Source organism: Zarconia sp. (assembly GCF_057467645.1).
The window spans coordinates 1-15,030 of sequence record NZ_JBRJXU010000178.1 but is presented as its reverse complement, the minus strand read 5'-3'; the positions used below and the strand labels follow the sequence as shown (position 1 = coordinate 15,030).

At 50.7% G+C, this 15,030-nt stretch carries 8 protein-coding genes; 1 reads left to right on the top strand and 7 read right to left on the bottom strand.

Annotated elements, in window-relative coordinates:
- Window positions 1-376: 376 nt before the first annotated feature.
- The 6 genes from AC2215_RS26665 to AC2215_RS26640 all read right to left on the bottom strand — a co-directional run bounded on the left by AC2215_RS26665 (window position 377) and on the right by AC2215_RS26640 (window position 11,819).
- Window positions 377-1,144 carry a hypothetical protein gene (locus AC2215_RS26665; RefSeq protein WP_486813070.1) on the bottom strand — a complete coding sequence of 256 codons (768 nt, stop codon included), beginning with the start codon at window positions 1,142-1,144 and terminating at the stop codon, window positions 377-379.
- A gap of 151 nt (window positions 1,145-1,295) precedes the next feature.
- The gene (locus AC2215_RS26660) at window positions 1,296-2,399 is read right to left on the bottom strand and encodes a Rieske 2Fe-2S domain-containing protein (protein WP_486813069.1); all 1,104 of its coding nucleotides are present in this window, start codon (window positions 2,397-2,399) and stop codon (window positions 1,296-1,298) included.
- 13 nt (window positions 2,400-2,412) lie between these two features.
- The gene (locus AC2215_RS26655) at window positions 2,413-2,952 is read right to left on the bottom strand and encodes a hypothetical protein (RefSeq protein ID WP_486813068.1); all 540 of its coding nucleotides are present in this window, start codon (window positions 2,950-2,952) and stop codon (window positions 2,413-2,415) included.
- An 11-nt stretch (window positions 2,953-2,963) separates the two neighbouring features.
- Window positions 2,964-3,269 carry a hypothetical protein gene (locus AC2215_RS26650; RefSeq protein ID WP_486813067.1) on the bottom strand — a complete coding sequence of 102 codons (306 nt, stop codon included), beginning with the start codon at window positions 3,267-3,269 and terminating at the stop codon, window positions 2,964-2,966.
- 635 nt (window positions 3,270-3,904) lie between these two features.
- Window positions 3,905-4,903, bottom strand: a complete 999-nt coding sequence (locus AC2215_RS26645) for a DMT family transporter (protein WP_486813066.1) — start codon at window positions 4,901-4,903, stop codon at window positions 3,905-3,907.
- A gap of 511 nt (window positions 4,904-5,414) precedes the next feature.
- Window positions 5,415-11,819: a CHAT domain-containing protein gene (locus tag AC2215_RS26640; protein ID WP_486813065.1), complete on the bottom strand. Its 6,405-nt coding sequence runs from the start codon at window positions 11,817-11,819 to the stop codon at window positions 5,415-5,417.
- A gap of 871 nt (window positions 11,820-12,690) precedes the next feature.
- Between AC2215_RS26640 and AC2215_RS26635 the strand changes: the two genes are divergently transcribed.
- Window positions 12,691-13,431, top strand: coding sequence for a Coq4 family protein (locus AC2215_RS26635; protein WP_486813064.1), 741 nt, complete (start codon window positions 12,691-12,693; stop codon window positions 13,429-13,431).
- A 120-nt stretch (window positions 13,432-13,551) separates the two neighbouring features.
- Here the strand turns inward: AC2215_RS26635 and AC2215_RS26630 are convergent.
- Window positions 13,552-15,030, bottom strand: a 1,479-nt coding sequence (locus AC2215_RS26630) for a hybrid sensor histidine kinase/response regulator (protein ID WP_486813063.1), incomplete at its 5' end; no start/stop codon positions are given.

The window sequence follows — 15,030 nt, the reverse complement described above, 5'->3', positions numbered from 1 at the left end:
TATAGCCGTCGCCAAGGCGGTTAGGACACTCGAGAAATCAAGCTCAAGGCTCGCATTTTCTTCTCTCCCCCTACTCACCGCGATTGCCTGCTCAAGAAAGCTCACCTTCACGATGCCTAAACCGCCCTGACGGTTGCTATAGATACGGGGCTGTACCGGGCTGTAGGGGCAAAGCATTTGGGCGATTAATTATGGGTGTAACGACATTTAGACTTCCAAATGCTTCGCCCTCTTCGGGGGAGGGAAAGACGCGGGGACGCGGGGACGGAGAGAAACGGGAGAATTGGGGGAAACGGGAGCAAGATGCTCCCACTATGTATTGTTAACTCTTCTTACGCTTCCGAAGCCTCCCAAGCCCCCGAAGCCTCCCAAGCTTCTAAACTCGCTGGTAAGTCTCGGGATTGGCTTGAATGACGAACATATCGTCGTATTGAATCACTTCCCCAGAAATTTGAATCGGGTCGGCAACGAGATCGAGAATGCGATCGTTGACGGCTTTTCCTTGTTCGTCCGCGAGGAGAAAATACATCACGTCATTGCGGTTATTTTGAACTCGAAAGACGGCTGGAACTCCCCCACTGATGCAGCGGATGGCGCAACCTCGGTGGGTTTTGCTTTGTCCCGGCTTCATCACGCCGGGGTAGCACTTGCCATCGACGATTTCTCCTTTGAGGGAATATTGACCTAGGGAGGTTCCAGCATCGGGGGTTATGGTGACGTTGGCGGGTGGTTCGATCGGTTCTGCCGATCGGGCGGCAATCACAGATAGATGATTCCGGGAGACGACGATGCCGTTGAGCTTCACCCACTTCCCGAGATGTTCTAACACCGATGCTTTGGGGTCGGTTTTGCCCGTACCTGAAAGTACGTAGCGAGAAAACGGGACGTTGGAAGTGACATTGCCGGGGCGAGGAACGACGATGTGGGGGACGGGGTCGGCCACCAATAAACCTTCTAAGTCCTGAGTGCCTTGGATTTTTCCGGCATTGAATTGGTCGTGAAGTCCTGGCAAGAATAGGGCAAAAAGAACCACGCCAGCTACCAGCAGGGGGATAAATCGCAGGAGAAAGCGGCGATAGCTGGGGGGAACCGATGCGTAGTTGATATAAAATTCGTCCTGGGTTGGGGGTGATGGTTGAGTCATGGGGTGATGGGGAGAGGGGGAAGATAAGGGAGATAAGGGCTGTAGGGGCAAAGCATTTGAGCGATAAATTCTGGGTAAAACGAAACTTGACCAATCCAAATGCTTCGCCCTCTTCGGGAGCATGGGAAGACAAGGGTAATGGGCGATCGCATTAGGAGATAATTGCGGGTTCGACGCGGGTTCCGGGGAGATTGGGGGTGGTGCGAACCCAGATACGATCGCCCTCTAACCGCACATCAAAGGTGGGAATTCGCTCGTGAAAGGGAGGCGGCGACGCACCGCAATCGGGTAAATATTGGTAACCGTGCCAGGGACAGGTAATGCAGCCATCGACGATTTTGCCTTCTCCTAACGGTCCGTTTTGGTGCTGGCAGACATTGGAAACGGCGGAGAGTTTGCCGTCATATTTGAAAATGGCAACCCGTTCTCCGGCGATCGTCACGATTTTGGCGCGGGACTCGGGAATCTCGGAAATCCGTCCCACTTCTACGAAGCCATCGACTGCTGGCGGCAGGGTCATCTTATCCCGCTGCACTTCCCGATACCCCACCACCAGATGCAATCCGACGATCCAAACCATACCCGCAAAGACCACTAGGGTGAGTGCCGGGTGCTTGTTGGTTTGCAATGCCCCGAGAACCACGTGCCCCACCAGCAGACCGTAGGCGAGGTAAACGCCCATGTGCAGCGCTTTCCAAACCGGTGCGGTCAGATTTGCCAGCCAAAAGTCGTGACTGGTAGCCGCCATCAGAAACAAGATAAACAGTGCCCCAGCCCCGAGAAACTCGAAGGGAAAGAGAATGAAGTTACCGTAGTGGCTGTTGCTGACAAATACGCTCACCAACGGGTCGAGGTTTCCGAAATCGTGATACCAAGTCAATGCACCGTCAAACTCCCAAGGAAAGCGGGATAGCTCGATTCCGATCGCCTCTAGAGAATCTGAGAGTTTCAACCCCGCCACGTGAATTAAGCCCAGGAAAAACATCGTCACCCCCATATGCCGTCGATTGAACAATAGCGGCAGAAATTTGGGACTGAGGCGACACAGGGGACCGATGGAAAGAATGACATGCAGGAGGAGAAATGCAGCGGAACCGTAGGCGCGAATGCGAACGCCGCGAATATCCAAGTCGCTGCCGAGATGCTGCGTCAGGGTCATGAAACCCCAGATATATAGACCCACCGTGGTGAGTAATATGACATCGTAGATAATTTTTTGTCGATTCCACTGAATCGCTTTGTAGCCAACACTCATGATGAATTGAGAATTAATTGGGGGCGAAGGTGAAGGGAAAGGCTGCAATGAGGGTATTTTGCCCTCGGCTGTAAAGAATCAGGTGTCCGGATTGACCTTGAATGGCCGCCGGTAGGGGAAAGTGGCGGCGATGGGTGCCCGATAACTGACCCAGCAGCACCGCATTTTCGGCAATGATGCGATCGGGGGTTTGTTCGTCTGCGGCTTCGTCAGTGGCTTCTGGAGGTCGATCGCCCTCAATCCAGTACACCAGCACGTCTGCATACTGAATCTCCCGGACGGGTTGCACTTCGAGAACGGTTGCGTTTGCTGACGGGGCGATCGTTTGGGCAAAAACTTGTATGCCGTTGTCAGATAACGGTTTTAGGTTGTTGGCAGATACATCTGCTTGAGAGTCGGTGACAAAATTGGCGATCGCAAACAGTTCGTCTGCTGATTCGTTTACCGTGGGAATAGTCGGTCGCCACAGCAAACCTGCCAAAAAGACAACGGACAGAGTACAAGCCAAGGCAACAGCGGCATAGAAATGGGTTTGACGGCGAGATAAAATCACGATCGACCTCCTTAGATTGAGTCTGGGGTTGAAGTTTGCATTGCGTCTGGCATGGCGCGAGCAGCGGCAATTCGATGGGCGTTGCGTTCCGTGGGGCGTTGTTTGCCTCGAATCAACCGAGTGACGAACATCGGCCAAAAGACACACAGTCCCGGAACGATAACCAAGCGAAATCCAATACTCCATCCAGTGGCATCCGGGTCAACTCGTCGAATCAAAAAGATGACAAAAATTGCGGAAAATACCAACCCAGCATATATGTAAGCTCGTACGGCATTAATTAGTAACTCAACGACACTAACACCTAGACTATCCATCGTTATCTATCCTTGTTTCGGGCGATATCAGATTATATTGAATACAGCGATCGACCAGATCGCCCATTATTAAATCACAGTCAAGAAAAGTATTGGGTGTATTTTTTTTACAAATAAAATTTCATGAATTTAAATAAATCGAGGGAAAATCCCGAAATATCGATCGACTTAGCACAAACAAGACGATGGGCTGCCTTAAAAATTAATTAGTTTTATTTTTTGTGAATTGAATTGATTTGTATATGTTTATTATGAAACTGATTCCTTAAAAATCTCTGAGTCGATCTGAATCAAAGTATTTTATTTTCATGAGAAACAACTGATTTTTTTGATATAGCAGTTCGCGCCGGTATCATTACAAATTTTTAGCGATCGGGAATAGGGAATGGGGAATGGAAAATACCTATTTCTTCGATTTGTGTAAATACACTAGCGCGAAGCGCTATAATTTGTAATCTCACCAAAAAATAGATCCGATATTTGTGATACAAATAACAGATCTGCATTAAACGAACTGATTTTTTTAATTTTTGATGTGGGGAGTTGAACGTAAAAAAATAATAGATTATGAGTCTATCTCGTTCTCGATCGAAATTTTTTCTAAACTCCCGATCTAAAATCTAAAACATCCCTCACTACGGAGTCGATGCCGTATTTTCGGGTTCCTGAATCGCCATTTCCGGCTTCGACTCGGTTTTTTTTGCTTTACCCACACTCGCCACAAATACCCCCAGCATGATGACAAACAGCGTCACCACTTGAATGCCAGAGGGACGTTCTCCATTGAGTAGCAACGCATAGGTGATGCCAAAAATGGGCGAGAGTACTGTCAAGCGCCCGATGGTTCTCGAATCGAGACGCTCGATCGAGGCATACCACAAAAACTGTGCCAGCACGATAACAATCAGCGAGTACACCGACATCACAATCCACAATTGACCGCTGAAGGCATCGCCAAAGTGTTCGGGACCAAATAGCGCCATAGCAATCCAGAAAAAGATAACGGATGAAATAAAATTGCGCGAAAAAACCACAACTCGCAACGTAGCAGCTTTGGCAACCATCAGCTTATTTACCAGGGAAGATGCGGCAAAAACAACGGTTGAAAGGAGGATGAGCAAATCGCCGCGATTGACTTGAAAATCACTCGTTTTCAGGGCGATCGCAATAACACCAACCGCAATCAGAGAAAACCCAAACCATTCATTCAATCGAATTCGTTTGCCCAGAATCATCGCCCCTACCAACGCAAATAACACCGGTCCCAAGCGTCCGAGCAACACGGCATTTGTCACGCTGGTATATTGCAACCCGATAAAGATGAGTGCCGACAGCAGTGTCGCCAAACCGCCATTGAGGAACAAGCCAATCAGCACCTTTGGTTTGAGTCCCTTTAAATCCGCGAGAATATTGCCAAATCCAAACCAAAACCCCACCACCAACGACGCACACAGGTTTCCCACAAATAAAATGTTGCAATAGGAAATCGGATGAGCTGCGCCACCGCTCAATTCGGCACCTTTAGCAATCAGAAACGCAATCAGAGAAGTGCGTGCGGCAGCCAAAGCGCGGGATGCAACGAGCATTCCCTGGGGAGGAAGCAAGGTGGAACGGTTGGTCAAAATTTCGTTCATGGCGATCGACTTGGGGATGGGAGCGAGCCGTTACAGCCATATTCAGTCGCGTTAGGACACAAGCGATCGTGAGCAGGGGGAGCAGGCAATCGCGGTGGAAGCAGGGGGAGAAAGATAAAAGATACGCTCATATTAGATCGGATTGTCCGCGCCCTTACTGAATACCGCTATAAACTGACTTAAACCAAAGTTTACCCAATTGTCGTTCGGTGAAAATGAGAGGAGACTGACACCATAATAAAGACAAACCAAGAAGGGCGATCGCTACCGAGAATCGCGAATTGAGCCAAACCGATCTCCTTCCAAATTTTTCGATGTCCCATGAGCTACTCCATCCCGAATCTAGCAGTTGTGACAGCTTATCTTAAGCTCATGCGCATTTAAATCGTATATTCTCAAAATCAAATGCTCAAATCCTCTCCGATTCTCCGATTCTCCGTGTCCTCGTGTCAGTCAAAACTAGTCAATTAGATTAGATGCGTTCGCGAAGCGTCTCCTTTGGAGAATCGCCCTACCAAGGGCTGCCGATGGTAGTAAATGCCGACCAGTAATACGGATGAGAAAGATTGGTATTCTCCACATTGGCCAGTTCTGGGGGTAGGGGAATACTGCCGCGAATCCCCGAACCGCGCAACTGACCCCCTTCCACCCTCACCTCTCCGCGAATCATCGCCATTTGAGCCTGTCGTAGCGCTTCGGCTTTAATCTTCGAGTCACTCAGGTAGTCATAAAACTCCGTCATCAACGCCAACGTTCCTTCATCGCTGACGTACCACAAACTCGCCAGTGCCGATTTCACCCCAGCCGCCACCGCCAATCCAGCAAATCCCAACTCCGCATCGGTATCCCCCACCGCAGTCCGACAAGCGGACAGCACCAGCAGTTCCACGGCTGGGTTATTCCAACCCAACTGTCGCAATTCGTTCAGGCGCAACTTCTCATCCCACAGTTGAATGTAGGAATTACTCGGATCGCCTGCTTTGAACTCTCCGTGGGTGGCCAGATGTACGATCGGATAGAACAATTCTTGGCGTTGGGCAATCAAATTTTCTCGGGTGAAGTGTTCGTTGAGGAATGCATTCCCCTGCCAAATGTCTTGGGTAATGGCGAGTAACTCCACGGGAACTGCCGGTAGGGGATTGAGATCGGCAAATTTGCTGGCTCCCATGCCCAAGGCTTGGGTATTCTGCAATGGCCGATAGCGGGTATCGATGAGGCTGAGACTGGGAATGAGACTGAAGCTGTAGTTTTCCACTAGAAATTGCTTGCCGTCGTGGAGTGCGGCAATTGGGAGAGTTCTCAATCCCTCATCCATTGAGAATAAAAGGGTATCGGTGTTGGCTGCGGCGAGTTCCTCTGAGAGGGGGGCAATGAGCCATTGGTAAAGTTGTTGGGCGCTTTCTAAATAGACATCGGAATGGCGGTAGCGAGCAGTGGTAATCAGACGGCGCAACTCCCGCGCCCTCGCAAGAACCTCCTCTTTGCTGACGTTGGGAACCACCTGGCGGATGGGAACCCCTTCGGGGGTAAACAGCACCAGTTCGATTTGTTCCGGGAGAAGGGTGACGTACACCACCGCCGATTGATTGCCCGTTAGATCGGCAATTTGAGCTAAAGCCGCTTTGGTATTGGCGATCGAAATCTCTCCATTACTGCTACCTTCTCCAAAATATTCAGCATATTCGTTGGTACGTTGCTGTTCGATGGAGGCCACATCTCCCACATCGATGCCGACAGAAGGCTCGGGGAGGATGTTAAAGTTGGCTAATTCCTCGGAATCGCCACGTTCGACGGTTTCATCGGCAGCATGATTCGAGTTGGATCGATCGCGATGGATTTTGTTTGCGGTTTCTGTATTTGATGCAATAGCGGGGTTGAGGCTGCTGTCGCGAGCGATGGTTTCGACAACTTCTTGAACTTCTTGCGTCACGATCGCCATCGGCGTGTCGTTATTCTCGATGGGTTGCAATATCGGTGCGTTATTGACTTGCTCCGTCGGGATTCGATTGTTAGGTTCTTCTTCGATCTCGATCGCTGGCAGGGATTCCTCGATTTCTCCCACGACTTCCCCGTTAATAGTCACATCCCCCGTCTCCGTCGTCAGTTCCCCTGTATTAACTTCTCCCTCCTGAGTCTCGATCCCGATATCTCCACTGACTTCACCCCCGACAGAAACAATATCCCCAGTATTCACATCTCCCGAGGCTTCTACGGTAATATCCCCCGCCGTTCCCGTTCCCGCCTCGCTGGTAAGATCTCCGGTGGTAACGCTGCCTTCGCCACTGGTGACTTCGATATCGCCACTGTTATCGCCGGTGGACGTAATATCCCCGGTTTGAATATCCCCGGTGGCATCGACATCGACGTTGCCAGAGTCTCCGGTTTCGGTAATCGTAGAAATATCCAGGGTGGTAATGGTTCCCCCGGCATCGATGGTAATGTCCCCAGAACCCGTCGATCCGATCGAACTGATATTACCCGCATTGATGTCGAAGCCGTTAATCGTAATGTCGCCGCTGATGCCGGTGGTGGTTTCCGTGGTGATATTACCGATCGCGATCGCCCCATTATTGCCATCGATAATTTGAACGTCGATATCGCCGCTATCAAGAGAACTAAACGTTGTAATATCGCTTGCCGTGACGTTGGTAAATGCCGTCAGCGCGACATCCCCTCCCGTTCCCGAACCCGATTCCGTACGCAGGTTGCCGATGGTAATGGAACTGTCAGCGGCGATATTACTCTCGAGAGTAACAGTTCCCCCATCGCCATTGGCATTGGTAAAGGTTTCGATATCTCCCGTGGTGATGTTGCCGTTGGTACTGGTGACGCGAACTTCTCCCCCCGTTCCCGTTTGCGATCGCGAGGTGATGTTCCCCGTCGCGACGCTGCCGGATGCAGCGACGGTAACGCTGCCAGCATTGCCGTTCTCGGAAAGGGTGTCGAGGGTTCCACCGTTGGTGCTAATCGAGCCTTGAGTACTATTCAAGCTCACATCTCCCCCTCGAAGATTGCCGTTAGAGCTGATACTTTGAGTCGAGATGCTGCCGTTGGCGTTGACGGTGACATTTCCCGCCGATTGCTGCGCGGATGACGTACTCAGTTCCCCAGTCGTAACACTGCCACCGCTACTCGTTAGAGAAATTAAACCACCATTCCCTTCACCAGAAGAACCGCTGATATCCCCCGTGCGGATATTCCCAGCCGCACTCAGCGTCGAACTTCCCGCACCGGTAAATCCTTCGATTTCGATCGTCCCGGCAGAGGCATCAATTCCCCCGTTTTGACTGGTAATCGTCAGGCTTCCGCCTTCATTGGAAAAACCAGACAGATTAATGTTGGCGACAGTGATATCCTCATCCGCCGTGAGAACAATTTCCCCTGGGTTATCCCCTCCAACATTTAGCTCGCCAGCCGTCGTATTAATTTGGTCTTGACTGGTGAGGCGAATGGCCGCTCCCACCGCAGTGATATTCCCCGTGATAATTTGACCGGAAGCATCAATGGTGACATCGCCATTGTTGATACTGTTGCCGCCGCTATTGGGTGCTTTGGCAATAACTGCACCTGCGGATGTATCCACTGCGCCGTTGGTACTCTCAATGGCAATATTCGCTCCCGTCGTTTCCACATCCGCCGTAGCAATATCGCCATCTGCACTCAAGCGAACTTCACCACTGGGAAATCCCTCGGAACTAACCGTACCAGTAGTGGAATCGATATTTCCCAGCAAACTTTCAATGACGACATTGCCACCGGAAGTTGTCACCTCCCCCGTGGTAACATCACCCTCGGCAGTCAGGGTCAAATCTCCCTGAGTTGCACCTAACGAAGTAATTGCGCCAGCAGACGTATCGATATTCCCCATCCGGCTTTCGATGGCGATATTACCTCCCAATCCCCCACCAATACTCAGATTTCCCGTGGTAATGTCTCCATCGGCAATTAGATTGAAATCGCCGGGAGTACTGGCATTTGCATTCAGGGTTCCCATCGTCGTATCGATCGCACCCGTACTTTCGAGGTTGACATTCCCCGTCGTACCTCCCTGGAGATCGATATTTCCCGTTACACTCAGATCCCCATCGGCAAACACCGAAAGATCTCCCTCTCCCAAAATCGACACATCTCCGATATTCAGCGGATTTTGCGAACCCAAGGACACCCCGCCGTTAGAATTGACGCTGACGGTTCCGGTGGTATTGATGTCCGGTAGCAAAATCTCCCCCACATCCCCTTGAGTGCCGAGTTCGACGAAAATGTTGCCGCTACCAGCGTTAATACTCGTTCCCGCCGCCTGAATAATACTCCCCGTACCGGTATCCCGCCGCGTCGGATCGAGATCGGTGTCGTTGGCGAGTAAGGTAATATCGCCATTTCCCCCCGAAGTATCGATATCGGCATTGATGAAAATATTGCGTCCGGCTTTAAATGCCAAACTCGAGAGGGTTGAAGAGACGATCGCTTCGTTAACGGTAATATCGTTGTGGGCTTCGAGTTGAACGTTTCCGGTTAAAGCGCTGACGAAATCTGCATCGGTGGTGGGGTTCGATGGCGGTGGCGCGAAGGGATCGTCGGTTCCCCCATCGGCGATCGTCAAATTCTGCACGTCGATACTTCCCGTCTGAGCGGTAATGCTAATATTGCCGTCGGCAATGCCACCGGAAGCATCGATCGGGCCGGTAAATACGTTGCGCGTGGCAGTGAGGGTGACATTTCCCCCAATGACACCAGTGGAAGTTGAATTTAAAGTGCCCTGCCTGGTATCGATATTGCCATCGATCGCCTCTAGGGTAATATTGCCACCCGGTCCTCCACCGGTAGTTCTCAAATCGCCAGTGGCGATATCGTCGCCAGCGAGGAAATTAATCGCGCCACCTACCCCTCCCGAAGTAGACAGGGTTCCGGCAGTGGTATCGATGCTGCCGCTGCGACTGTTGAGATCGAGCTGTCCGCCGCTTCCCCCACCGGCGGTAATATCGACTGTCACGATATCGAGTTCTGCATCGATATCCACATCTCCACCCGATCCCCCACTCGCATTGAGGGTTCCGAAAGTCGTATTGACACCACCGTTACTGCTATTAAGGGTAATATTGCCTCCCGTGGGCCCATCGGCGCTAATCTCCCCAGTCAAGATATCTCCCGAAGCCGATAGCATCACCGAACCCGTAACCGGACTACCAGTGGTATCAATGGTTCCACCTCGGGTATTGATGCCGCCATTATTACTTGTGAGGGTGAGTTCTCCCCCAACAGTCGTAATATCCCTCGTTGCGATCTCATCTCCGGCGAGAATGGTGAGCGATCGACCGTTGGTATCGATCGAACTTCCTGAATTCATCACGAATGCACCACCATCGACATTATCCGAATCAGCGGTAAAGGCGATCGAACCCCCCGCGGCAAAGTTCAAAGATACGCCATCGGCGAGGGTGATATCGTTAGTGGCTTCTAGAAGAATATTTCCCGTCTGACTCGCGAGAGTGGCGGCATCGATCGTAATATCTTCCCCATCGAAATCCCCTGCCAAAATCTGAGGCAAAAACCCATCCACCGTCGCCGGATCGGTGGGGTCGTTGGAGATGGTAATATTCGTCGGATCGAGCAGCAGCGTCCCCAAATTTCCCCTAGGAGCGCTCAAATCCACCGTTCCGTCAAAAATGAGGTTTTGCTTTCCCGAGACCTCTACGAAGCCGCCAGTTGAGGGTGTGGGGTGTGGGGTGTAGGGTGTGGGGGAAGAACTGCCGCGAGCGTTGATGTTGCCTAGAAATGCGGTGGTTTCGTCTGCCCAGAGAATGACTCGTCCGCCATCTCCAGTTTCGAGGGCATCGGCGAAAATATTTGTATTGCGATCGACAAATGTGACTTGTGCGTTGGGAATCGTACCCAAGCCCTGAAAATCCCCCCCGATGAAAATATTTCCGCCACCATCAACTCCCGAAACATTGAGGGTTGCATCCAACACGGCAACTTCGCTTCCCAACACTTGAATCGTTGAAGCATCCCCATTCGCCGTCAACTCGCCACTCGCAATAGTGGTTCCCGCTTTCGGGTTAATCTCAACATCCGACCCCACCAAACTCACCGTTCCATCATCATTCACCGCCACCTGACTCGCATGAGAGGAATCCTCTCCCCCCGCCAGCAGTTGCGGCAGAGATAACGGTGTAAAATCCTCGTCTCCAATTCCTGCTTCCGCCACGTCTAAACTCAGCACGTTCCCCGCTGCACTCAGGCGAACGAGACTCTCTCCCTCTACTGCTATTAGGGTAATATTGCCATCGGAAGTAGATAGGGTTCCCGTATTCACAACAGTTCCCCCAAATAACCCTAAATTCTGTCCCGTAGAAACCGCTAAATTCCCGTCATTTACAATGCTTCCGGGATTGGCTGTAGCAAATGCAAACGCATCGGGATTCCCCACTAAACTCGACCAGGAATTGTCCCCGAATACATCCAACTCGTTCTCGCCAAATCCAATCCCGGTGGCGGTGGTGGTCGTAAAATCTCCCCCGACGTTCAAACTGGCACTCGCACCGAAAACTATTCCGGCTGGGTTAATCAAAAAGAGGTTAGAATCGCCGCCAGAAACTTGCAGCAAACCATTAATATAGCTGGCATCACCACCGACGACGCGACCGAGGATATTCTCAATATTAGGGTTCGAGAGAAAGTTGGCAATTTGCCCTTCACTTAAACCAAATTGCTCGAAACTATGGAAGAGATTCGCGCCATCTCCGGAGAGTTGCCCACCATGAATATCGATGCGATCGCCTTCTGGAGTGACAACGGTTCCCGTGCCGTCGTTGGCCGGTGCAATGGTTTGAGATATCGCGGTGGGGGCTAAGGAAATGAAGGCGATCGCTCCAACGAACGATACTGAGATCGAAATAGAAGTTGATTGAAAGGTCATATCGCTCGACAATAACAATTAAGAATTACTTGACTTTAAAATGGTTTCGATCTTATTCCTAAGTCGAGAATTAGCTGTCCATTAAACCCATTGCCAAGGAAGAAATAAAATCCGTAATCCGAGTCAAAACCCTCTAGATACAACCTGAATTGAGAGTTGGACTAGAAATAAGAGAGAATCGTGAATTCTCTTGAAACTAGAATTTCAGCATTAAACCGTAGTCTATTTTAAGAATATTGCTCGATAATAATTGCGATCGATATCACCCGGAGCCGTTCGATTAATACATTGACATTTTTCAGAAATTTGAATCACACAAACCTGTTCGTTTGGGGCGTTTGAGTCGGAAAAATTTGCGTTCGTCATCCATAACAGTCGGGATTTAACTTGCCCGGAGCGGTTGTCAGGGCAAATTCCAGTACTCCGAGGGAGCGATAGCCACCCGATCGTTATTTTCCATGAGTTTTCAAAATCGAGTGCAACGCAGCAAAAATAACGACCTAGTTCTCAACCCGCGAACGCGATATACAGTAAGAATTTTTAGCGAAAAGTGGGCGCAGGGGGTGTCGGTTTGAGTCCCATTCAACTGTTCAAGACGCATTTTTAATTCTGCGTCGCAGCACTAGAGCGCTCTCCAATTTGAATCGCGATCCGAAAACCTGGTTGACAAAACATGAGTTAAGCTCGTATTATTAATACATGAACAAAACTCATGTATGTGTCGAGTTTCTCACGCACAAGTCGCAATAAGTCTGAATGGAACGTCTACATTGAGCGGGTAACTCGACTGTGGTCTGAAGTAAAGTTGCACCTAGCCAGAAAAAAGTCGATCGAACCGTCGCTCAACAACACAAGTTCGGAGGAAATTGAAATGGGATTTAAGTACATTGATGCACTGGCAACCCCTGAGAATATCGAAGAGTTTCTGAACATCACCGATATGGTGGCTGGAGTGGGACTCGAAACCTCGAATGTTTTCGATCTCGAAGATGCGCTACAAGACAGTCCGCTGATGCAAAAATGTTTAGCAGAAGTTCGCAACGATCCGGCTTCGGCTACAGTCTTAGAAGAACGCTACATCGGGGAAGACTTCAACCTTGAGAAGATGCTTGAAATGCCTCCTCATTCCTTGGGCTGGACCTATGCTAAAGTTCTGAGTGCGTTAAATTACGATCTCGAGTTTTATCGCATTCGCGACATTCGATCGGATATTGACTACATCACCCACCGAATTCGTAAAACTCACGACCTGCACCATATCTTGACAGGGTTTAGCTTCGACGACTACGGAGAGTTGGGAGTGATTTCTGTGACCGCTGGTCAAATCGGCTACCCAGCATTTATCCTCATTAATCTACTCAGTTCTTTGTTAGCTTATCTGACAGACGAGAAGAATCCAGGAGTTGACGACCAGCTCGAATATAACTTTGACATTGTGTCTGCAGGCATTCGGATGGCCCGGCAAGTTCAGCCTTTATTTCCGATTAAGTGGGAAGAAGGACTAGAGCGTCCCTTGGACGAGTGGCGACGCGAACTCAACATCGAGCCTGTGACTGAGGGTTTATGGAGCTGGTACTCTCGCCCACTTTTGCAAGAGGCGATTCAGGTCTAACAAATCGCCAACGGGTTCTGAAGTTTCGATCGCGCGGTACGAAAAAGAGCTTCAGAACCTGTTTCGTGAAGTCCCGATTATTGGTAACGCGATCGCCCAATACTGCTCCCCCCAATTCCCCTAAACTGGGGATTTTTCAGGAGGATTCAGCGGCAGTGTAAACCAGAACGTTGCCCCCTCACCCGGCTGGCTAACCGCTCCAATTTCACCACCGTGAGCGGCAATAATCTGGCGACATAAATACAATCCCAAACCCAATCCCGACATCCGCTTCGCACTTTTGCCCCGCGTATACGGTTCGAAAAGTTGGGCGCACTGTTCCGGTGTCATCCCAACTCCATCATCGGCGAGGGTGCAGCGCACGCAATTAGCATCAGGGTCGAGTTGGGCACTGAGGGTGAGGTTTAGCCCTGGAGGATTGTGTTTGAGGGCGTTGGCGAGCAAATTTTCAAAGACGCGCCAGAGTTGATTGCGATCGAACAGAAGGGGGGGTAAATCCTCAGGAACCTGATGCTCGATGGTGGCTTTGCGTTTTTGCAGCATCGGCTGCCACTCCGCCACGAAATTTTGGGTTAGGGTATGGAGGGGTAAGCGTTGGCGATCGAGAGAAATTCCCCAAATTTCCCCGTGCTGGGTTTCTAAAAGGGATTCGATTAAGTTGAGTTGGCGATCGCAACTATTGGCCATGCGATCGAGTACCGCCCGAGGAATCGGGATGCTATCGGGGGTATCAGTCGCAGATAGCAAGTTGTTGAGCACCATCGACATCCCCGTGACGGGATTGCGCAAATCGTGAGAAACGGCATGGAGAAAGACTCGCAAGCCCGATTCGGCTTTTTGTCGCTCGCGAATCTCGTCTTGCAATTGGGTATTTTGGGCTTTGAGTTGCTGTTGCAATCGTTGGATATTGAGGTGGTTGCTCACGCGAGCGAGAACTTCGTGAACCTGGAACGGTTTGGTAATGTAGTCAACCCCACCCACTTCAAACGCATGAACCTTATCGGTGGCATCGTCTAGGGCGCTGATAAAAATTACCGGAATATCGCAAGCGTGGGATGACGCTTTCAGCCGCCGACACACTTCGTAGCCATCCATTTCCGGCATCCGAATATCGAGCAAAATCAGGTCGGGGGGAACGATTTCCACCGCTTGCAGCGCCCACCGACCGTTGGGTGCCTTGCGGACTTTATAACCGTTATCGCTCAATATCTCCGAGAGCAAGCGCAAGTTATTGGGCGTATCGTCCACGATTAAGATATCGGCCACTGGGGTTTGTGCGGTTGGGGCCGGGGCATTCGAGTTGGTCACGATCTCATCAGAATTTTTACTGGCCATCTTACCGTAGGGGGAATGGGGAATGGGGAAGGGGGAATGGGGAACGGGGAATGGGGAACGGGGAGTTGGGGAAGAGGCGGTGACGCGGTGACACGGTGACGCGGTGATGAAGAGTGTGAATTTTGAATTTTTAGTGCGCGCATTTTCTCCCCCCTCTCCCTTGTCCCCTTGTCTCCCTTGTCCCCTTGTCCCCTTGTCTCCCTTGTCCCCTTGTCCCCTTGTCCCCTTGTCCCCTTGTCCCCTTGTCCCCTTGTCCCCTTGTCC